The sequence below is a fragment of the Methylocystis iwaonis genome, assembly GCF_027925385.1.
In the GTDB taxonomy this organism is placed as follows: Bacteria; Pseudomonadota; Alphaproteobacteria; order Rhizobiales; family Beijerinckiaceae; genus Methylocystis; species Methylocystis iwaonis.
The window spans coordinates 808,271-829,060 of sequence record NZ_AP027142.1 but is presented as its reverse complement, the minus strand read 5'-3'; the positions used below and the strand labels follow the sequence as shown (position 1 = coordinate 829,060).

The window sequence follows — 20,790 nt, the reverse complement described above, 5'->3', positions numbered from 1 at the left end:
GCGACCCTCGCGCCTGGCGCGTTTAAGCGCCCGCCGGACGGGACTGGTTTACTGGGATTTTGCTCTCACGCCGCCGGCGCCTGCCGGAGGGGGATCAAGTTTTTTCAAGCGTCATGCCCGCGCGCGCACCATCCACGCGATGCAAGATCGCGCTGGCGTGAATGGCCGGGGACGCGCCCGGCCACGACGTTGCTAGTCGAGCGACGATTCGCTCAGATGATGAAGGTCTCGAGCGGCGGGAAGCCATTGAAGCCGACCGCCGAATAAGTGGTCGTATAGGCTCCCGTTCCCTCGATCAGCACCTTCGTGCCGATCTCGAGCGAAATCGGCAGCGCATAGGGCGCCTTCTCGTAGAGCACGTCCACCGAATCGCAGCTCGGGCCCGCGATGACGCAAGGCTCGGTCGGCGCGCCGTCCGCTTCCGTGCGAATCGGATAGCGGATCATCTCGTCGATCGTCTCGGCCAAGCCGTTGAACTTGCCAATGTCGAGATAGACCCAGCGCAGTTCGCCCTCGGCCTCCGACTTCTTCGAGATCAGCACGACTTCCGCCTCGATGATCCCGGCGTTGCCCACCATGCCGCGGCCCGGCTCGATGATCGTCTCCGGAATGCGGTTGCCGAAATGCTTCGACAGCGCGCGGAAGATGGCGTTGCCATACTGCTTCACCGCCGGCACGTTCTTCAGATATTTCGTCGGGAAACCGCCGCCGAGATTGACCATCTGGAGATTGATGCCGCGCTCCGCGAGATCGCGGAAGATGTCGGCGGCCGACTTCAGCGCGCCGTCCCACTTGCGCGGGTCGGTCTGCTGCGAGCCGACATGGAAGGAGACGCCATAGGCCTGCAGGCCCAGACGATGCGCATGCTCCAGCACGCGCGTCGCCATCTCCGGGACGCAGCCGAATTTGCGCGACAGCGGCCATTCGGCGCCAGAGCCGTCGCAGAGGATGCGGCAGAACACTTTCGAGCCCGGCGCGGCGCGCGCGATCTTCTCGACTTCGTCGACGCAATCGACCGCAAAGAGGCGGATGCCGAACTCGAAGGCGCGCGCAATGTCGCGCTCCTTCTTGATCGTGTTGCCGAAGGAGATGCGATCGGGCGTGGCGCCGGCGGCGAGCGCCTGCTCGATCTCGACCAGCGAGGCCGTGTCGAAGCAGGAGCCCAGCGACGCGAGCAGCGAGAGCACTTCCGGCGCCGGATTGGCCTTCACGGCGTAGAAGACGCGCGTGTCGGGCAGCGACTTGGCGAAGCCGAGATAGTTCTCGCGCACGACATCGAGATCGACGACGAGGCAGGGACCCGTGTCGCGGCCGGCGCGGCGGCGCTCGGCGAGGAATTCTTGGATACGGTCGGTCATTGCGGCATCCCCTTCGAAGGGCGCGGGTCGAGCCGCGCCAGGAACCAGTTTGCTTCGGCGGATGCACGACGCAGTTCCCTCGCGCGCGTGGTGGAGACGCGACGACGGTTGAATGCGCCAGCAATCCAGGATCGCCACGCTTGCGCGCGAACAATCCGGTGATGCGCCGTCGGCCAGTCGGACAACGAAAAACATGCGAAGACGCATGTCGCTCGGTATCAGAACAGCCTCGATTGGAAGGGGAAGAACCCTTTCCGCACGCCCGGCAAGAAAGACAAGCCTCTTCGGTAAGCCAGCCTTTGGAGGGCTGACAGAGACCAAAAAAGCCCGGTCCGTCGTTGCTTTAAGTCGCGATCCTCCGCTGAGAGCGGAGTTCGCCGGTTCGCCTCCGGCTGCCGGTTTTTTTACGGTGGTTAACCGGCCTCTTGTCCGGATCCCCGCCGACCGACACACGACCACAGGCACGTGCGATTTGGGCAAGGCTGTAGATACGCCCTTTTCGATCCGACACAAGCCTTTTTTGACCTTTGTTGGGAATTTTTTCGGCCCTTGCGCAGCGTGGGCGCGGCGGCGCCCCAAGAGCGCCGCAAGCAGCCGCGGCTTGCGTAACCGGAGCGTTGTCGCTACAGCAGCGTCAGCCGCGCCCTGCGATGACACGAGCAGAAAACACGCGCCGCTCCGGTAATTGAGAGATGATCGACATCACCCGGCGCCAGATGATTGGCGCCTTGGCCGCGTCAGGGGCGCAGATCGCCTTTCCTGGCAATGGGCTGAGCCAGAGCCTCACGCCGAAATTCGGCTTCGACGAAGTCGTGGCGCGCGCGCGCGATCTCGCCCGGGCGCCCTTCGAAGACGCGGCGCCGCGCCTGCCCGACCCTTTCGATGCGCTCGACTTCGATACGTGGCGCGACATCCGCTACAAGCCGGACCACGCGCTGTTTTCCAATCTCGCCGGCGGCTTCCGGCTCCACACTTTTCACCTGGGCTTCCTCTACCGCCGCGCCGTCACGATCAACACGATTCGCGACGGCATCGCCGCGCCGATCCCCTATTCGCCGGCCATGTTCGATTATGGCAGGCTGAAGCTCGATAAGGCGCCGGCCGTCAACACCGGCTTCGCCGGCTTCCGGCTGCATTTCCCGGTCAATGATCCCCATGTCCAGGACGAGGCGATCTCGTTTCTGGGCGCGAGCTATTTCCGCTTTCTGGGCCGCGATCAGCAATATGGCCTCTCGGCCCGCGCGCTCTGCGTCGAAGCGGGCACGAGCCGGGAGACCTTCCCCTTCTTCCGCGAATTCTGGGTCGAGACGCCGGTTTCGGGCAACAACCACATCACGATCTACGCTTTGCTGGACGGCGAAGCGGCGACGGGGGCCTATCGTTTCGATCTCACGGTCGGACAAGAGAGCACGCTCGACGTGCAGGCGACGTTGTTTCCGCGGCGCTCGGGCGTGAAGTTCGGCCTCGCGCCGCTCACCTCGATGTATCTCACGGGCGAAAACGACCGCCGCGTGCGCGACGGTTTCCGCGACGAGCTGCATGATTCCGACGGCCTGCTGGTTCGCACCGGCTCGGACGAATGGCTGTGGCGCCCGCTCGGCAATCCGGCGCGCGAACGCATGTCGTCGTTTCTCGATCGCAATCCGCGCGGCTTCGGCCTGCTGCAACGCGACCGCACCTTCGAATCCTATCAGGACCTCGACCTCGCTTATCAGAACCGGCCGAGCTATTTCGTCGAGCCCGTCGGCGATTGGGGCGAGGGCCGCGTCGAGCTCATCGAGCTGCCGACCCCAGACGAAACCAATGACAATATCGTGGCGAGCTGGGCGCCCGCGACGCCGCCCGAGCCCGACAAGGCCTTTTCCTTCGCCTATCGCGTCACCGCCGGGCTCGACATGCCGCGGCTCGCGCCGAACGGACGCGTCGTCCATACGTTCGAAGCGCCGGCGCGGGCGCTCGGCTCATCCGAGCCGAACAATCCCGGCGCGCGCCGCTTCCTCGTGGATTTTGCCGGCGGCGACCTCAGCTACTATGTTTCCGATCCGGCGCAGGTCGAAGCGATCGCTTCCACCTCTTCCGGCCGTGTGCTGCGCGCGAGCGTGACGGCCAATCAACATATCGACGGGCTGCGGGCGCTGTTCGACGTCTCGGTGAAGCCCGGCGACACCGCTGATCTGCGGCTCTTTTTGCGCGCCAATGGGCGCACGCTGACAGAGACCTGGACCTACCCCTGGACGGCGCCGTCGGGAACCTGAGGCGCAGGCCAGGAGCCGCGTCATGCCCGCGCTTGTCGCGGGCATCCACGCCAGGACATTGCGACACGCGGGGAGAAGAAGCGGCGTTCTTCCGCTCATGTTCCCAGCTTTTTCGTGTCGGCGCGGCGTGGATGGCCGCGACAAGCGCGGCCATGACGGTGTTCGCCCGAATTCGAAGCCCCGGCTGGCGGACGCCCCGAACGCCGCCCCCTCAACTTAGCCAAGCTCGAAAGCGCCGACCGGCTTCATCGCGCCGTCGCCGTTGAGCGTCGGCGTTTTCTTTTCGGGGCGGCCCGTTCTACCCCACGCGAATTCGATGTCATGCGCGACAAAGGCGGCTTGAATCGCCGCGAGCAAGGCGCTTTTCGCCGGTGCGTCGCTCTTCAGCCCGAAGTGGACGTAGAAGCGCAGGATATATTGAATCTGGCCTTCCTTGCTGTCGTAGACGTCGACGCGGGGCGCTCTCTCACGGCTGATGTTGTCGATATGGGGAAGCGCGGCTGCGATCGCCTCTTCCAGCGCCTTGCGAACATGAGCGGTCGGAACGCCGGCGAAGGTCGAGATAATGATGGTCGACTCCGACCAGGAGGCCGGACGGGAGCGATTGACGATCGTCGCCCCGGCGAGCACCGAGTTGGGCACCATCACATAGTCCGGCGCGGTCGTGCGGATCGTGGTGGTGCGCCAAGTCATCTCCGTGACCATGCCGCGAATCTCACCTTTCGAGAGCTCGATCCAGTCGCCGAGCACGAAAGGTTTCTCCATGCCGATCATGACGCCGGCGAAGAAGTCGAGAATGAGTTTCTGGATCGCGAGACCAACCACGATCCCGACGACCCCGGAGGTAAGCCCCACGCCTTGCAGATCTAGGCCGAACAAAAAATGACCCGCCCAGAGGAGGGCGACGCCATAGATCAGGAAGGAAACGATCGACCTCAGGATCGCCGGCGCGCGCTGCGGATCGGCGGCGTCGGCGACCTGTTTCCAGACATGGCCCTCGAGCCAGGAATTAAAGGTGTAGGCGCAAGAAAAGGCGATCCAGGCGACGATGCTCGGCCAGACAGCCTTCTCGACGCCGAGCCCTGTCGACCGCACCAGCGATTCGATGTCGGGCGCGAGATAAGCCAGAATATTGCCGCCGGCGACGGCCGCTAATCCGACCAAGACGCGCAAGCTCGCCTCCGGCCAGCGGGCAAAGACGAACAGCAACCCGCCGGCGGATGCGAAGGCGAAGGGGATCGCCAGAGTCCAGATCAGCCAGCGGCGGTCGGCGCCGCCCGACCAGCCCTCGAACGGAACGGCGGCGATGTCGATTTGCGCGCCCGGCAGGCGCACTGCCGTCGCCAGCGCGTCCGACCCCTCGTCGAAGAGCTTCTGATCGCCCTGGAAAGCCGGTTGCGGCGCGCCGTCCTGCTCCAGGCGCATGGCGAAGCGGTATTTCTGCGCATCGGCGCAAATCCCCAGATGGCAGACGAGCGCCTTGCGGTCGATCAGCACCGTGGAGAAGCCCCAGAAATTGTCGGCGGACGGCCGCTGATCTCCCAGGAACACGGGCCGCCGATAGAGGAACGCCTGATCGCCATTGGGCATGTTCACCGGGCCTGAGAACACGGGGATTCCCGTCTCTATGGCGCGCTGATTGGCGGCGGCGTCGGCGGCGGAATGCGCCAGATCATGGCCGATCAGCGCCTGGTCGATCGAGTCCGCGGGTTCGACCTGGCTGATCTTGCCGCCGCGCGCCAGACGAATCGACATGAGGTCGGGGTTCGCGCGCCGGAGCCGCTGGGCGAACTGGCGGAACTCGGCCTCGGAGAAGTCCGGATGCGCCGAGACAAAGGCCGACAGATTGCTGCTGACCGACAATTCTTCCGTCACGTCGCGCGTCGCACGGCTGGTGACGAGCGCGAGCTCTTTCTGCATGGCGTCGCGCGAGGCGCCGGCTGCGCGGCTCACTTCCAGCCGATCGAGGATCGTGGCGAGCCCGAGGAGAACCAGAAAGACGGAAGCCGACGCCCCGAAGGCCCAAAGGCGGCTGCCGAGCGGCAAGCCCGTCGCGCCGCGCAGCCAGACGAAGGCCACCGTTCCACAAAACAGGGAAAGAAGAAGCGCGAGCCCACGGATCATCCAGCGATTTGGCGAGTCCTGGCTCCATCCGTCCGACGGCAGCGCGGCAAGCTCGATCCGCACGCCGGGGAAACGTATGGCGCCGAGCGCCGGCTGCGCGGCGGCGTCGAAGAGGTTCGGATCGCCGCGCAACATCCCGCGATATTGCTGATCGACGAAAATCTTCATCGCCATGCGGTATTTCGGGCGGGGCTCGCACAGCCCGAGCTTGCATTCGATGTTGGGGCCCGCCTCGACGGTCAAGCCGACGAAAGCGGGCTTGGCGCCGGGGCCCGGCGATCCTTCCGTGAAAACCGGACGCGTGTAGAGCAAGCCCGGCTCGCCGTCGCGCAGCGCGAAGGGACCGACCAGCGCCGGCGCCCCTTTCTCGATCGCCCGCGCGATGGCGGGTTCGGAGGCCAGAATATGCGTCTCGATGCGATCGATCGCCGCGCGGTTTTCGGTATAGGGCTCGATCCGCGCGACTTTCCCGTTCTTGACCAGGAACACCCGGCGCAGGTCGGGATTCTCGCGGATGAACGGGCGGATGTAATTGGCGAAGGCTTGCTGGTCGATATTCGGATTAGCCCCGACCAATGCGCTGAGGCCCTGCACGACGGCGACCTTTTGCGTGAGGTCGCGCGTCGCGCCGCTGCTCATCGCCTCCAGCTCGACGACCGCATCCTCGCGCTGTTTTTCCAGCCAATTATTGCGGTCGATCCTTTCGGCGACGACCGCCGCGACGATCACCGCCAGCGCCACCGCCAGAGCCGCTAACGCCGGCTGCCAGAGCGAAGTCGTCCGGGATTGCCGAACGACATTTTGTTTATCCATTTTTTCCCTCGTCGGGCCAAACTTAGGCTTTGGCCTAGCTTAGGAGAGTTTGAAGCTCAAGCAGCTCGACTAATGTGCGGCACGGCGCTTTCCAGTTAGAGCCACACATCTCGGGGACCGTCATGGCCGGGCTCGTCCCGGCCACCCACGCCGAGGGGCACGGCAAAACTTGGGGTGTCGTCGCTATGGATTAAGTTCTTGCGGGGTTTGCGATCTTGGAAGTCCTGTTGCCTCTCGTCGACGCAAACATTCCCATGAATGCCCAGCGTTTGCTGTCATTCGCTCGGCGTGGATAGCCGGGACAAGCCCGGCCATGACGAGGACATTGCTAGGAGCGCGGCTTCCGCTCGAAGAGGACGCGCGCCAGGAAGCCGACCCCCGCAGCGGCGAAAAGCGCCGCAATGCGCCAGGAAAATAGATTGGCCAGCAGCAGCGCGATCGCCGCTAGAACCGCCGCGATCACCATGCCGCGCAGGGCCGTTGGGGAAAGAATTGGCGTATCGGACGGCCGCACGATGGGGCGCGGAATCACTTGCTCCATGACGCTGGCGAGAACGAGCCCCGCGCCGGGGTCGATGAGCAGGCGATAGGTGTCGATCGTGGGCGCCTGATAGGGAAAGGCCGCCCCGCCTCTGGCCGGCTCATGCGCAAATGCAGTCGCCTCCCACCGGTCGGCGTCGACGCGCGCCAGATAGAGATCGAACAAGCGCACGCCGCCGCCGGTGTCATAGGCGGGCACGCGCGCCTTCAGCGCATAGGCGGACTGAGGCGAATTTTGCGACGGCAGCCGATCGGGCGAAATCTGGCTCGCGGTCTCGATCAGCCGGCGGACGGGGACGCCGCGCTCCTCCGCCGCGCCCCGCAGCAAGAACTCGACTTCGCGCAGGATCGACTCTTCGGTCAGCCGGCCGTCGCGCAGCTCCGCATTCATCGGCCGAGCCGCCTCCTGCGCATAGGAGGCCTTGGCGACAGCGGCCGACAGCAAGCGGTCCTCGCCGCTGTCTATATCCGGCAGAGGAAGGACGAGGCTGTCGAAAAGATGCGACATGCCCTCGGCCAGGGCGCCGGCGGTTATCGGCGCAAGCGCGGCGGGGGCCGTCGTCGGCGTGACCGGCGGGCGATGGGCGACGCGCAAGCTTTGCGTATCTGTCGCCACGGGCGGCAGCGGCGCGATCTTCTCGACGCTCATCGGAAGCCTCCTTTCGGCGCGCGCGCCGCCTGCATTGCTCCATACGCCAGGGGCGCTATTCGCTCTTCAAGCGCGCGAGGTCGAAAGCCTCCACGTCGCGCAGCAATTCGATGAAAGCCGTCGCCCAATAATCCGCCGTCGCCTCGCCCTTTTCGGCCGTCGCCTTGGAGGCGTCGCCCATGGCGCCCGAGGGCGACAGATCCTGCGTCAGCCACCCGAAGCCCGCCGGCCGATCGGCGCGCAGCCAGGCGAAGTCGCGCTCGAAATCGAGCGTCGCCGGCGGGAAATTCTTGGCGCGCCCCATGTCGACCAGCTCCGGTCGGAAGGCGAGCATCAGCGAAGTCTCGATCTCGCCGCCATGAATGCCGTGGCGCTCCTCCTGCGCCGAGAAGAGCCCGTCGGGATAACCGAAACGCGCCCAGGAGCAGGTGACGGCGAGAAGACCGAAACGCGCCCGCAGTTCGAGCGCGACCGTGGAGATCAGCGCGGAATTGCCGCCGTGCGAATTCATCAGCACGAGCTTCTTCACGCCGGCGCGCGCGACGCCTTCGGCGATGTCGAGGAGCATACGAGAAGCCGTCTCCTGCGACAGCCATAAGGTGCCGGGGAAGTCGCGGTGTTCGAGCGAGACGCCGACGCTCTGCATCGGCAGGAAGACGGCGTCGAGGTCTTCGGGCAGGCGCGCCGCGACGCGCTCGATGCACCCCTCCATGATCATGGCGTCGACGCCGAGCGGCAGATGCGGGCCATGCTGCTCGACGGCGGCGATGGGCAGCACGGCGATGACGCCGGACATGTCATGCGCGCGCATGTCGCGCAGGGAAAGCTCGGACCAGAAGCAAGAGGGCAGCATGGGCCGATTAAAGCCCGGCTGCGGTGAAAATGCGAGCCTGAAGGCCGGACCGCGCGCCTTCAGGCGCGCTCAAACTGTTGACAAAGCGGCGATGGCGCATTCGCCTTGTGAGACGGGCGCAGAATGCGAGCCTGAAGGCTCGCGGTCCATCGCGCGGACCGCGCGTCTTCAGACGCGCCTCATCGATCAGTCGGGACCGGCGCCGAACTCTCCCGGTCCCCTGCCGCCCATATGCCCCGGGTGGTGGCCTCCCATATGGCCCCGATGCGGATCGACCGCCCCTTCGACGAGCGCGCCGAAGCGGCGCTTCTGCGCCTCGTCGAGGCTGTCGTAGAGCGGCTTGGCGGCGGCGGCGATCTTATCCAATTCGCCGGCGTGCGCGACCATATGTTGCGCGCGCCGCTGCAAGGCGCCGAGGGCGTCCGAGTCAGGAGCCGGCGGCGCCTTGTCGCGCCTCTCGGCGAGATGCGCGATGCGCGCCTTGGCGATGTCGCGCAGCGCCGTCTCGAGCGCAGGCCAGTTTTTCTCCTGGTCGGATTTGAGTTGGAGACCCGCCTTCAATGCGGCGATGCGGGCGTCGGAAAAGGCGGCGATGTCCTGCGCGGAGGGGTGCGGCGGATGCGCGAATGGCTCGGCGTTCGCCGCTTGCGCGGCCGCCGCGCCGCAAAGAGAGAAGGCTGTGGCGATAACAAGAAGAGACTGACGCATGAGATGTCCTAAATCACTGTCCACGCCCCGGATTGTTTCGTCTCAGCTCGCGCGCGGCAATTTAAAGTTCGGTAATGTCGCGCTACCTTCGGCATGAGACCTAACCGGACAAAGGAACCTATCTGTGCCGCTCGACATTTCCCGTCGCCAGGCGACGCTCTTTTTCGCCGCCGCTGGCGCGCTTCTCTCGGGCGCCGCGCGCGCCGAGGACGCCAAGAAGATGATCGTGCACAAGAGCCCGACCTGCAGTTGCTGCGGCGGCTGGGCCGAGCGCATGCGCGCCGCGGGCTTCATCGTGGAAGAGATCAAAGAGCCCGACATGAACATTTTGAAAGCCAAGCTCGGCGTGCCGGAGCAAATGACGTCCTGCCACACCGCTGAGCTGGACGGCTACGTCATCGAAGGCCATGTGCCGCCGCAGGCCGTCGCGCAATTGCTGAAGGACCGCCCAAAGGTCACGGGCGTCGCCGCGCCCGGCATGCCGATGGGTTCGCCCGGCATGGAGATGGGCCCGCCGGAGACCTACACGCTGTATTTGTTCGACGCCTCGGGCGCGCGAGAATTCGGCAAATGGCTCGGCGACAAGCCCGCCTGACCGGCCGCGTCGAGCAAGCCCAGATAGCGGGCGGCGCCCCTGCCCGCGGCGCGTCCCGTGGCGAACGCCGCCTGCAGCAAATAGCCGCCCGTCGGCGCGTCATAGTCGAGCATTTCCCCGGCGACGAAGACGCCCGGCATTTTCCTCAGCATGAGATCGGCGTCGACCTCGTCGAAGGCGACGCCGCCCGCCGTGGAAATGGCGCGTTCCAGCCCGGCCACTCCCGAGACCTTGAGCGGCGCGTTCTTGATCAGCGTGGCCAGGGCCTCGGCGTCTCGCGGCAAGCCCTCCGGCTGCGCCTCCCGTAGAAGGCCGATCTCGGCCTTGGAGAAGCCGGCGCGGCGCAGGAAGGTCGCGTGAGACTGTTTGGGCGGGCGACGCGACAGCTTGCGGGCGAGGCAGACCTGGCTGGTGTCGGGGCGCAGATCGACGAGAAGCGTCGTCGCGCCATCCGTCTTCGCCGCCTCGCGCAGGCGCGAGGAGAGTGCGTAAACCGGCCCGCCCTCGAGCCCCTTGGCGGTCACGACCATATCGCCGCGCGCCGTCGCCTCGCCGTGGCGGAGCAGGACAGTCTTGATCGGCTGGCCCTCGAAATCGGCGCGGAAGATCGGACTCCAGCGGACAAGCGCGCCGCTGTTTGCGGCCGATAGCGGCGTCACCTCGATGCCTGCGGCTTTCAGAAGGCCGACCCAGCCGCCCTCCGAGCCGAGCTTGGGCCAGGAGGCGCCGCCCAGCGCCAGCACCACGGCGCCGGCTGCCCGGGAGAATTCGTGTCCGTCCGGACCTCTCAGCCGCAGGGCGCCGTCTTGGGCAAAGCCCAGGAAGGAGTGCCGCAGAGCGAAGGTCACGCCGAGCTTGCCGAGACGCGTGAGCCAGCCGCGCAGCAAGGGCGACGCCTTGAAGCTCGCCGGAAAGACCCGGCCGCTGCTGCCGATGAAGGTCGCCTCACCGAGCTCGGCGCAGAAATCGCGCAGCGCCTGAGGCGGAAAGGCGCGCACGAAAGGCGCGAGACGCTTCGCCGCCGCGCCGTAGCGCGAGACGAATCTGTCGAGATTTTCACTGTGCGTAATATTGAGACCGCCACGGCCCGCCATCAAAAATTTGCGCGCGGGGCTCGGCTTGTGCTCATAGATAACGACGCGCGCGCCAGCGCGGGCAAGGACCTCGGCGGCGAACAGCCCGGCGGGCCCGGCGCCGATCACAGCGCAGAACGGAGCGGCGGCGGCGTTAATGTGAGCGGCCTCCACGCGAACGGCGGCGGAAAATGCGAAGGGGGGATGGACTTGTCCCATCTCTTGTCACGCTTCTTGACCGGCGTTTTGTTGCGCCCCAGTTAGCACGGGCCCCCTGCAAGCGGAAGTAAACTTTATATGACGGTGGATGAAATTCAGCAAAATGACGCAGAGGGCGAACGCTTCGGTTTTGTCGTCGGGGAGGGCGAGACCGGCGCGCGGCTCGACCGCTTTCTGGCGGAGCGGCCGGAGCTCGTCGAGGCGCATCTCTCCCGCAGCCGCATCAAGGCGCTGATCGAGGAGGGGCGCGTCTCGCTCCGCGGCGCCGCCGTCAGTGATCCTGCGAAGAAGCTTTTAGCCGGCGACGCCGTGACGCTCGACGTGCCGCCGCCCGCCCCCGCCGAGCCGCAAGCCGAGGATATTGCGCTCAATGTCGTCCATGAGGACGCGCATCTCATCGTCATCGACAAGCCGGCGGGACTCGTCGTGCATCCCGCGAGCGGGCATGAGAGCGGCACGCTGGTCAACGCGCTCATCGCCCATTGCGGGGAAAGCCTTTCCGGCGTCGGGGGCGTGAAGAAGCCTGGCATCGTGCATCGCATCGACAAGGACACGACTGGCCTTCTCGTCGTCGCCAAAACAGACGCCGCGCATCACGGCCTCTCGGCGCTCTTTGCCGACCACGGCCGCACGCTCTCCCTTACACGCGAATATCTGGCCTTTGTCTGGGGCGTCCCCGACCGCGCGCATGGGACGATCGAAACCTATCTCGGCCGCCACTCGATCCAGCGCGAGCGCATGGCCGTCGTGTCGGAGTCGCGCGGACGCGAGGCGATCACCCATTGGGAGAAGATCGCCGATTATGGCGTCGCGTCGCTGATCCGCTGCCAGCTCGAGACGGGCCGAACCCATCAGATCCGCGTGCATATGGCGCATATCGGCCATCCGCTGATCGGCGACTCGACCTATGGCGCGGGGTTCAAGACCAAAGTCGCCAAGCTCCCCGAGGCGGCGCGCGCGGCGGTGGAGAAGCTCGGCCGGCAGGCGCTCCACGCGGCGACGCTCGGCTTCGAACATCCGATCACGGGCGAGGAGATGATGTTCGAAAGCGAGTTGCCGCAGGACCTCGCCGCATTGATGGCGGCGCTCGAAGAGATTTGAGCGCAGTTGAGGCCGGGGCAAAAATAAGCACTATACGCGAAGAGGGTTTTCATCGCTCGAGGAGGCAAAATATGTTGTCGCGCCGGTTAACCATCATCGCCATGATGAGCATGGGCCTCGGGGTCTTCGCGCAGCCGGCCTTCGCCGACCCCGCTTATCTGGAAGACGCGATCGCGGAAACCAGGGAAGCCATCGCGGCCGGCAAGCAGCTTCAGGCCGGCTCTTTCGTCGAGCACGCCGATCAAGCGATCGACCACGCGCGCAGCGCCGTCTGGCAAACGCCCGTCGACGAGATCCGCAAAGGCATCAAATTGATGCGCAAGGCGGTGAAGCTCGCGAAGGGCACGAATTCCGACAAGCGCATCGCCAAGGCGACCGAACAGGCGGAATTCGCTCTGGTGCAGTTCGAAGCGGTGAAGTGATTTGGGGGGCCATTATAGCGTTGGCCCCTACGCCGACCCATCCCCGCAAGCGCTATAGGATCACGCATCTCAGAACCGTCATGGCCGGGCTTGTCCCGGCCACCCACGCCGATGGGCATGGCTGACCTAGGGACGGGACCGTGTTTTACGCCAAGACCAATCCGCCCAGGTGAGCCGCCATTGCCCGGCGTGGATGGCCGGGACGAGCCCGGCCATGACGGTGTGGTGCGGCCCTACGCACAGATGACGTCGGTTATCGTCGCCTTCTTCACCGCCCCTCGCAGGCGGAGAGCGGCATCGGCTCCAGACGATAGACCTTGTCGTCGCTCTGCGTCTTTTTCTCTTGCCCGCAATAGGTTTCGAGCTGCAGGCCCATATTGGCGTTGCCGAGCATCATGAAATCCTTTTCGCCGCGCCGCAGATAAATGGTGCGCGACTCGCCGGTCGTGCAGCCCGTGGCCTTGGCGTTCTCGATGTCTTGCGGCGCGCAATCCGCCTCACTGCCCGTCTTGCAGAAGGCAGCGCTGCATTGCCACTGATCCTCGAAAGGCGTGCAATTATATTTGAGCGTCGCAGGCTTGCCGTTCTTTCGCGTCGTCACCGACGCCGAGACGCTCGCGCCGTCCGGCCAATCCGGCAGAAGCTTCTTGGCGCGGTCCGCGCCGATTTGCCGGAGGTCGCGCGACACACGAACGGAAACCGTCTGCTGCTGCGGATGCGACGCCAGATGCTGGGTCGAATAATCGCGGCCATAGCAGAACGGAACGTCGGGTTTGAGCCGCTCGCGCAGCGGCGCGCCCAGGCCGGCGTAGGGCGAATTGGTCTTGTTCGCCTCCGCGACACAGTCCTCGATCGGCCGCCGCTCCAGGCGGAAACTCTTGTCGTCGGCTCCGAGCCTCGATGTGACGTCGCCCGCTTCCTCATCCTCGGGATCCAGCAGAAGATCCGCGCCAACCCCATCGACGATCACGTGTGTATCGTCTTCCGCGCGCAGGCCGCCAATATGACGATCGCATTCGCCGCCGCATTGCAGGCTGGCTTTCGACTTGTCGTCGTAATCGTTTTTGTAGCACTAGCCGGAGACATTCTCCGGCTTCTTGGCGCCGCGCAGTGTGACCAGCGCCGCGACATGGGTCGTGTCGCGATTCGAGGCGTCCGCTTCGGGGTTCGCGTGCTTATGCGGGCTTTCCTCGCTGTGGCGCAGATTGGGGTCCTCCCAATAGGTCGAGGCCTTGTCCTTGCCGATCATGAAAAACAGCCGCTCGACCTTCTGATGCGGATGCGCGGCGAGATGCGCGGAATCATAGACCCTTGCGAAACAGAGCTTGCCCTGCGCGAAGATCATCTTCTCGATGCGCGAGGGCTCGTCGGCATGAGCGGCAAAGGGCGTAACCGCCGCGCTCATCACGAAGATCAATGTCGAAAATCGCACGCGCCCCTCCCCAGCTTCTGACGTTTCGCGGACTATGCCATAGTTTTCTTTTCTCGCATGAGGGCTGGCGCACATGGATAGACGCGGCGTTTTTCAGGGGGCTTTAGTGGCGGCGGCCGGCTGGTTCGGCGTTGCGCGGGCGAGCGAGGAACGCGCGCCGATGAAGGTGGTCTATCACCTCTCGGATTTCGAGAAGGCCGACTTCGTCCTGCACAATATGCGCGTGCATTACGAACACGCGACCGCCCCCACGGCGCTCGCCCTCGTCGTGCACGGCCCCGCCGTCCGCGCGTTCCATCGCGACGGGTCAGGCGTCACGCAGGAGCGCTTCGCGGGTCTCTCGAAGCGCGGCGTGACTCCTTACATCTGCGCCGTCGCCTTGCGCGGGCACAATATGGAAGAGAAGGATTTGACGCCCGGCTTTCAGGTGGTCGAAGCCGGCACGGTCCGTCTCGCGGAGTTGCAACGCGACGGCTATCTCTACATTCGGCCGTGATCACGCGAATGTTTTTGGCTTGAGCAACACGCGTGGGGCTTGTCATTCCCGACGGGCCGAAGGCCCGATCGGGAATCCAGAGCCGAGATAGCGTCGGTTGCTCTGGATTCCCGATCGGCTCGCTTTGCGAGCGTCGGGAATGACGGTGTGTCATCAAGAAAGAACGCCTAACTAACCGCCCTCTTTTTCGGCTTTAGCCGTCTTGCCGCTGCGTTCCTTCGCCTTGGTCTTGCGGAGGTTCTCCGCATTCTTCTGAGGCGTTTCCTCCTTGGAGGCTCCGGCCTCATGCAGGGCGATGGCGACGGCTTGTCTTGGATTCTCGACCTTCTTGCCGGCGCCGCTCTCGAGTTCGCCATGCTTGTATTCGTGCATGACGCGGCTCACGGTTTTCTTCTGTTCCGGCGACTGCTTGGGCATGACAGCGCTCCCGCTCGAGGAATGCTGACTGAACGCGTCGCGAAGGCGGATGATCCTAAATCGAAACATTCGCGCCCCAGCGCGCGTTATTCGATCATGTGGCCCACCGGGAGGTCGGAAATGTGGTCGAGCCGCCAACCCACGCGCCTTTGCAAGACGGTCGCGATCGCGCTCATTGTCACATTCGCGAGCGACGCGCTCGCGCAAACTATCTGGCTTCCAAGGCCGCCGGCCAGAATACACCGCTCGCAGCCGTCCTATGCCGGCGATTGCGGCCCCAACCCGCCGCCCGGCTATCGCTGGGACCTGAAAGGCTGGCGTAGCGGGTTCAACCGGGATTTCGAGTGCTACATGCTCGACGAATATTGAGCGCGCGCGGCCGACCAGCAGGGCCGGCCGCGCACGACATTTGTCCTACTCAACCAGCGCGGCCTTCGCCTTGCCGAACTTCTTGCGATCGTTCGAATCGAGATAGACCTTGCGCAGGCGGATCGACTTCGGCGTGACTTCCACCCGCTCGTCGTCCTCGATATAGGCCAGCGCCTTTTCGAGCGTCATCTGGATCGGCGGCGTCAGGCGCACCGCTTCGTCCTTCGATTGCGTGCGGATGTTGGTGAGCTGCTTGCCCTTGAGCACATTGATCTCGAGATCATTGTCGCGCGTGTGCTCGCCGACGATCATGCCGCGATAGACCTTCCAGCCGGGCTCGATCATCATCGGGCCGCGATCTTCCAGCTTCCACATGGCGTAGGCCACGGCCTCGCCCTGATCGTTCGAGATCAAGACGCCGTTGCGGCGGCCCTGAATCTCGCCCTTATAGGGCGCGTAGCTGTGGAACAGGCGGTTCATGATCGCCGTGCCGCGCGTATCGGTGAGCAACTCGCCCTGGTAGCCGATGAGGCCGCGCGTCGGCGCGTGGAACACGAGGCGCAGGCGATTGCCGCCCGAGGGGCGCATTTCGATCATCTCGGCCTTGCGCTCGGCCATCTTCTGCACGACGACGCCGGAATGTTCCTCGTCGACGTCGATGACGACTTCCTCGATCGGCTCCAGTATCTCGTCGCCCTCGCCCCGCTTGAAAACGACCTTGGGGCGCGACACGCCAAGCTCGAAGCCCTCGCGGCGCATGGTCTCGATCAAAATGCCGAGCTGCAATTCGCCGCGGCCCGAGACGATGAAGGCGTCGCCCATCGGCGCGTCTTCCACGCGAAGCGCGACATTGCCCTCGGCCTCCTTCATCAGCCGCGCGCGGATCATGCGGCTCGTAACCTTGTCGCCTTCCGTGCCGGCCAACGGGCTATCGTTGACGAGGAAGGTCATGGAGAGCGTCGGCGGATCGATCGGCTGCGCCTGCAGCGGCTCATTGACCTCGAGCGCGCAAAGCGTGTCGGCGACGTTGAACTTTTCGAGGCCCGCGATGGCGACGATGTCGCCGGCTTCCGCCTCATCGATCGGCTGGCGCTCGATGCCACGGAAAGCGAGAATCTTCGAGACGCGGCCTTGCTCGACCACTTTGCCCGTGCGGTCGAGCACCTTCACGGCCTGGTTCGGCTTCACGCTGCCGGAGAAGACGCGGCCGGTGATGATGCGGCCGAGATAGGGGTTCGCTTCCAGCAGCGTGCCGAGCATGCGGAAGCCGCCTTCTTCGACGGTGGGCTCCGGCACATGCTTGAGCACGAGATCGAACAGCGGGGCCATGCCGTCCTGCGGGCCGGTCGGCTCCTCGGCCATCCAGCCCTGCTTGGCGGAGCCGTAGATGATCGGAAAGTCGAGCTGCTCGTCGGTGGCGTCGAGGGCGGCGAAGAGGTCGAAGACCTCGTTGACGACTTCCGAGACGCGCGCGTCGGGCTTGTCGACCTTATTGACGCAGACGATGGGCTTCAGGCCGATCTTGAGCGCCTTGCCGACGACGAATTTCGTCTGCGGCATGGGCCCTTCGGCGGCGTCCACGAGCACGATGGCGCCGTCGACCATGGAGAGAATGCGCTCGACCTCGCCGCCGAAATCGGCGTGGCCGGGGGTGTCGACGATGTTGATGCGCACGTCCTTCCAGGTGATGGACGTGGCCTTGGCCATGATGGTGATGCCGCGCTCTTTTTCGAGATCGTTCGAATCCATCACGCGCTCGGCGACGCGCTGATTGTCGCGGAACGCGCCCGACTGCTGGAGGAGGCGGTCGACAAGCGTGGTCTTGCCGTGGTCGACGTGGGCGATGATGGCGATATTGCGAAGCTGCATGGCGGCTTTCGAGTAAACAGCCGCGACCCGTTCCGTCAGGCTTGAACTGGCCCGGAAGACGCGGCGGCGACTTTTGTTGCGATGCGGCGGCTTTTACAGGAGCGGGGCGGCGAAGGGAATAGAAAAGGGCGGATCGGGGCGCGTTGAGCGCCCTCCAGCATGGGTTTAGCTCGTTTTCTGCCTTTGGATGCTCCCCGCCGCTATGGTGGGGAGCGGCTCGCGAGGCTCCTGAGGCTAGCTTCTCTCCGGGGCGTGCACCGCGTCCAGGCCGGCGCGCAAAGCATGGGCGAGCTTCACGGCGTCGTCATTGGCCCAGAAATGCACGAAGAAAAGCCTCGGCTCGTCATCCAGCATGTGGTTGTGAAGCGCCGTGACCTCGACGCCGTTCGAGCGGAGCGCTTTCAGCAGCGGCTCGACCTCCCTGGCCTCGGCGACGAAATCACCGCTGATCGCCGCCTTTCCGCCGCCGGTGGGTTCGAAATTAAGGGCCGTCGCCGTGCCCATCGCCGGGGCGACGGTCATGCCGCCGGCCCTTATCTGGTCGCTACGCGGGAAGCTGAATTGATAGACGCCGCCATTATTCTTGCCGTGGGCGCCAAGGGCTTCGTCCAGCCGGGCGGCGTCGAAGCCGAGCTCCGGGGCTTGCTGGCCACCGCCGGAAGCCTCGAAAGGCGTGCCCGACGCCCCCAGAGCCTCCCGGACCAATTGCGCGAGTTTCGCGGGATCGCCCTGCGCGGAGACATGCATGTAGTAAGTCGCGGGCTGCGCCCGCAGAAGATGATTATGGACGCCGGTGATTTGCACCCCGGCGGCGAGCAGCGACGACATCACCGGGTTGATCTCGGGCTCGGTCAAGACTAGGTCGCCCATCATCATGGCGTCGCGGCCCATCGGCTCGAAGGCGACCCAGCCCCCAAGCGCGAGCGCCGGCTTGATATCCACGCCGTCGAGGGTGACGTGGAGATCGCTCCGCGGCAGTCCGTATTTGTGAACGGCGCCGCTGACGATCGGCTTTTTGCCGAAGGCGGCGTCGACGCGGGACCAGTCGACCTCGGCGGGCGCGGCCGGCGACGACAGCACAAGCGCAAAGAGCGCCAAGGTCGCAGGGATCTTTCGCATTGGCTTCCCTTTCGTTGAAGGCCTCCCCTCCAGCGAAATAGGGCCGCGCGCGCCGGCGCGCTGGGAAAAGGTCGCGCCTCGCTACAGGCCGAGATTTTCCCTGAGCCAGAAGGCGGCTTTGAACAGCCCCCCCTCTGAAATATTTGCGCCGAAGGCGAGATAGCTGGCGACAGACGTCGTGAAGGCGAGCGTCGGCGCGACCGCCTGGAGACGCGCCTTGACGTCGAACGGGCCGGCAAGACGGAAAAAGAGCGCGAAACAAGCCAGTCCGACCGACGCGCCGACGACCGTATCGGGGAAGGTATGGCCGCCGACGAGGAAGCGATTGAAGAACACCAAAAGGGCGACCGACCAGGACGCGGCGGCAAAAAAATAGCCCGCCGGGGACCGGGTCGCGAGCGCCATTCTGCCGAACGAGCAGAAGAAGAAGCAGGCCAGCGCCGCGTGCCCGCTGGGACTGTAAAGCCCGCCATAGCCATGGATGGCGAGGAAGACGATCTTGCCGAAAGAGATCAGCGCCGCGCACAGGCCCGCGGAGAAGATGAAAGCCGCCGCGGGTCGCCGCAGGCCGGCAAACCACAGCGCGGCGGCAAGTCCGACGCAGGCGGACAAGACGAGGTTCGACGCGCCGAAGGGCGTGAAAAAAGCCAGAAGCCTGGACCCAGTCACCGACAAGCCTCGAAAAAACTATTACCGAAAGCATACATTCTCATGTCACCGCCCTCGTCATGGCCGCCGAGATACGGAATCCGCTTGATTGGTTCGATGTCATTCCCGACGCTCGCGCAGCGAGCGATCGGGAATCCAGAGCAAAACCAGCGCTTTTGTGGCTCTGGATTCCCGATCGGGCCTTCGGCCCGTCGGGAATGACAAGGCCCCATGCGAGCTATTCAAACGGAAACGGCCCGACTCCCTTAGCCCATAAGGGGAGAGCGCCTCGTCCGGTTACTTCTTCGCCCCGCGCGCCGCGCGCTTGGCGAGCGTGCGCAGCCGCAGCGCGTTGAGCTTGATGAAGCCTTCGGCGTCGCGCTGGTCGTAGGTGCCGCCTTCCTCGAAGGTCACGAGATCCTGGTCGTAAAGCGACCACGGGCTCTCGCGGCCGACGAGCGTCGCCGATCCCTTGTAGAGCTTCAGCCGCACGCGGCCGGTGACGAGCTCCTGGCTCTTGTCGATCGCGGCCTGCAGCATCTCGCGCTCGGGCGAGAACCAGAAGCCGTTGTAGATCAGCTCCGAATAGCGCGGCATCAGCTCGTCCTTGAGATGCGCCGCGCCACGGTCGAGCGTGATGCTCTCGATGCCGCGATGGGCGACGAGCAGGATCGAGCCGCCGGGCGTCTCATACATGCCGCGCGACTTCATGCCGACGAAGCGGTTCTCGACGAGATCGAGACGGCCAATGCCGTGCTGGCGGCCCAGCTCATTGAGCTTGGCGAGCAGCGCGGCCGGCGTCAGCGCGACGCCATCGACCGCGACCGCATCGCCCTTCTCGAAGTCGATGGTGATATATTGCGGCTCGTTCGGCGCGTCCTCCGGATGGCCGGTGCGCGAATAGACGTAATCGGGCGTCTCCTGCGCCGGGTCTTCCAGCACCTTGCCCTCGGAGGAGGTGTGCAGCAGATTGGCGTCGGTGGAGAAAGGCGCCTCGCCGCGCTTGTCCTTGGATATGGGGATCTGATGCGCCTCGGCGAAGGCGATGAGATCGGTGCGGGAATGGAAGTCCCATTCACGCCAGGGCGCGATCACCGTGATGTCCGGCTCCAGCGCATAATAGCCAAGCTCGAAGCGCACCTGGTCGTTGCCCTTGCCGGTCGCGCCGTGGCAGACGGCGTCCGCCCCCATCTTGCGCGCGATTTCGATCTGTTTTTTCGCGATCAGCGGACGGGCGATGGAGGTGCCGAGCAGATACAGCCCCTCATAGACGGCGTTGGCGCGAAACATCGGGAAGACGTAATCGCGCACGAATTCCTCGCGCAGATCCTCGATGAAGATGTTCTCGGGCTTCACGCCAAGGAGCAGCGCCTTTTCGCGCGCCGGGCCCAGCTCCTCGCCCTGGCCGAGATCGGCCGTGAAGGTGACGACCTCCGCGCCATAGGTCGTCTGCAGCCATTTGAGGATGATGGAGGTGTCGAGGCCGCCGGAATAGGCGAGGACGACCTTCTTGATGTCTTTTTTGGCGCGGGTCATGTCGGGCTCGGTATTGGTGCTTGGTCGGCGCCGTTATAAGCCCGCCGCCGCCGCGCGCAAGCGTTGGGCCTGGGTTGCGAGCGGTCAGCGCCCGCCGGCGATGACAGAGGGCGTCATTCTCGGTGTGCGATAAATCACAAGCGAGGCGGGTCGGACTGCGCTAGGCTTTCGTTTCCGCCTTCCCTTTTTAGGAG

The 20,790-nt window shown here is 65.0% G+C and carries 19 protein-coding genes; 6 read left to right on the top strand and 13 right to left on the bottom strand.

Features of this window, described 5'->3' with window-relative positions:
* Positions 1–212: 212 nt before the first annotated feature.
* Positions 213–1,358: a type III PLP-dependent enzyme gene (locus tag QMG84_RS03940; RefSeq protein ID WP_281930613.1), complete on the bottom strand. Its 1,146-nt coding sequence runs from the start codon at positions 1,356–1,358 to the stop codon at positions 213–215.
* Positions 1,359–2,050: 692 nt separating this feature from the next.
* On the opposite strand from QMG84_RS03940, the gene QMG84_RS03935 reads away from it, so the two are divergent.
* Complete coding sequence (locus tag QMG84_RS03935; protein ID WP_281930611.1) at positions 2,051–3,613, top strand: OpgD/OpgG family glucan biosynthesis protein; 1,563 nt, start codon at positions 2,051–2,053, stop codon at positions 3,611–3,613.
* Between the two features lie 216 nt (positions 3,614–3,829).
* On the opposite strand, the gene QMG84_RS03930 is transcribed toward QMG84_RS03935, so the two are convergent.
* The 4 genes from QMG84_RS03930 to QMG84_RS03915 all read right to left on the bottom strand — a co-directional run bounded on the left by QMG84_RS03930 (position 3,830) and on the right by QMG84_RS03915 (position 9,300).
* Complete coding sequence (locus QMG84_RS03930; RefSeq protein WP_281930609.1) at positions 3,830–6,550, bottom strand: mechanosensitive ion channel domain-containing protein; 2,721 nt, start codon at positions 6,548–6,550, stop codon at positions 3,830–3,832.
* 328 nt (positions 6,551–6,878) lie between these two features.
* A complete protein-coding gene (locus QMG84_RS03925; protein ID WP_281930607.1) occupies positions 6,879–7,739 on the bottom strand; it encodes a hypothetical protein in 861 nt (286 codons plus the stop codon).
* Between the two features lie 55 nt (positions 7,740–7,794).
* Positions 7,795–8,592: a creatininase family protein gene (locus QMG84_RS03920; RefSeq protein WP_281930605.1), complete on the bottom strand. Its 798-nt coding sequence runs from the start codon at positions 8,590–8,592 to the stop codon at positions 7,795–7,797.
* Positions 8,593–8,778: 186 nt separating this feature from the next.
* Positions 8,779–9,300: a Spy/CpxP family protein refolding chaperone gene (locus QMG84_RS03915; protein WP_281930603.1), complete on the bottom strand. Its 522-nt coding sequence runs from the start codon at positions 9,298–9,300 to the stop codon at positions 8,779–8,781.
* A 124-nt stretch (positions 9,301–9,424) separates the two neighbouring features.
* Here QMG84_RS03915 and QMG84_RS03910 point away from each other — a divergent pair, with 124 nt between their 5' ends.
* On the top strand, positions 9,425–9,895 hold the full coding sequence (locus QMG84_RS03910) for a DUF411 domain-containing protein (protein WP_281930601.1): 471 nt from the start codon (positions 9,425–9,427) through the stop codon (positions 9,893–9,895).
* Here QMG84_RS03910 and QMG84_RS03905 read toward each other — a convergent pair.
* Positions 9,823–11,187, bottom strand: coding sequence for a BaiN/RdsA family NAD(P)/FAD-dependent oxidoreductase (locus QMG84_RS03905; protein ID WP_281930600.1), 1,365 nt, complete (start codon positions 11,185–11,187; stop codon positions 9,823–9,825). The two genes, QMG84_RS03910 and QMG84_RS03905, sit on opposite strands and share 73 nt — an antisense overlap.
* Positions 11,188–11,265: 78 nt before the next feature.
* On the opposite strand from QMG84_RS03905, the gene QMG84_RS03900 reads away from it, so the two are divergent.
* A complete protein-coding gene (locus QMG84_RS03900; protein ID WP_281930599.1) occupies positions 11,266–12,288 on the top strand; it encodes an RluA family pseudouridine synthase in 1,023 nt (340 codons plus the stop codon).
* Between the two features lie 71 nt (positions 12,289–12,359).
* The gene (gene smbP, locus QMG84_RS03895; protein WP_281930598.1) at positions 12,360–12,710 is read left to right on the top strand and encodes a small metal-binding protein SmbP; all 351 of its coding nucleotides are present in this window, start codon (positions 12,360–12,362) and stop codon (positions 12,708–12,710) included.
* 268 nt (positions 12,711–12,978) lie between these two features.
* Here the strand turns inward: smbP and QMG84_RS03890 are convergent, their stop codons facing one another.
* Both QMG84_RS03890 and QMG84_RS03885 read right to left on the bottom strand, forming a co-directional pair.
* Positions 12,979–13,680 (bottom strand): hypothetical protein, encoded by a 702-nt coding sequence (locus QMG84_RS03890; RefSeq protein WP_281930596.1) that lies wholly within the window; start codon positions 13,678–13,680, stop codon positions 12,979–12,981.
* Positions 13,681–13,782: 102 nt separating this feature from the next.
* Positions 13,783–14,142, bottom strand: coding sequence for a hypothetical protein (locus tag QMG84_RS03885; RefSeq protein WP_281930595.1), 360 nt, complete (start codon positions 14,140–14,142; stop codon positions 13,783–13,785).
* Positions 14,143–14,215: 73 nt separating this feature from the next.
* Here QMG84_RS03885 and QMG84_RS03880 point away from each other — a divergent pair, with 73 nt between their 5' ends.
* Positions 14,216–14,638 (top strand): DsrE family protein, encoded by a 423-nt coding sequence (locus QMG84_RS03880; RefSeq protein WP_281930593.1) that lies wholly within the window; start codon positions 14,216–14,218, stop codon positions 14,636–14,638.
* Between the two features lie 171 nt (positions 14,639–14,809).
* Here the strand turns inward: QMG84_RS03880 and QMG84_RS03875 are convergent, their stop codons facing one another.
* A complete protein-coding gene (locus QMG84_RS03875; RefSeq protein WP_281930591.1) occupies positions 14,810–15,055 on the bottom strand; it encodes a DUF6496 domain-containing protein in 246 nt (81 codons plus the stop codon).
* Between the two features lie 120 nt (positions 15,056–15,175).
* Here QMG84_RS03875 and QMG84_RS03870 point away from each other — a divergent pair, with 120 nt between their 5' ends.
* Positions 15,176–15,424 (top strand): hypothetical protein, encoded by a 249-nt coding sequence (locus QMG84_RS03870; RefSeq protein WP_281930589.1) that lies wholly within the window; start codon positions 15,176–15,178, stop codon positions 15,422–15,424.
* Positions 15,425–15,469: 45 nt separating this feature from the next.
* Here QMG84_RS03870 and typA read toward each other — a convergent pair whose 3' ends face one another.
* The 4 genes from typA to QMG84_RS03850 form a co-directional block, all read right to left on the bottom strand.
* Entirely contained in the window at positions 15,470–17,293 is a 1,824-nt protein-coding gene (typA, locus tag QMG84_RS03865; protein WP_281930587.1) for a translational GTPase TypA, read from the bottom strand.
* A gap of 234 nt (positions 17,294–17,527) precedes the next feature.
* Complete coding sequence (locus tag QMG84_RS03860; RefSeq protein WP_281930585.1) at positions 17,528–18,412, bottom strand: DUF1259 domain-containing protein; 885 nt, start codon at positions 18,410–18,412, stop codon at positions 17,528–17,530.
* 81 nt (positions 18,413–18,493) lie between these two features.
* Entirely contained in the window at positions 18,494–19,081 is a 588-nt protein-coding gene (locus QMG84_RS03855; protein ID WP_281930583.1) for a phosphatase PAP2 family protein, read from the bottom strand.
* Between the two features lie 276 nt (positions 19,082–19,357).
* Positions 19,358–20,596 carry an argininosuccinate synthase gene (locus QMG84_RS03850; RefSeq protein ID WP_281930581.1) on the bottom strand — a complete coding sequence of 413 codons (1,239 nt, stop codon included), beginning with the start codon at positions 20,594–20,596 and terminating at the stop codon, positions 19,358–19,360.
* Positions 20,597–20,790 lie beyond the last annotated feature (194 nt).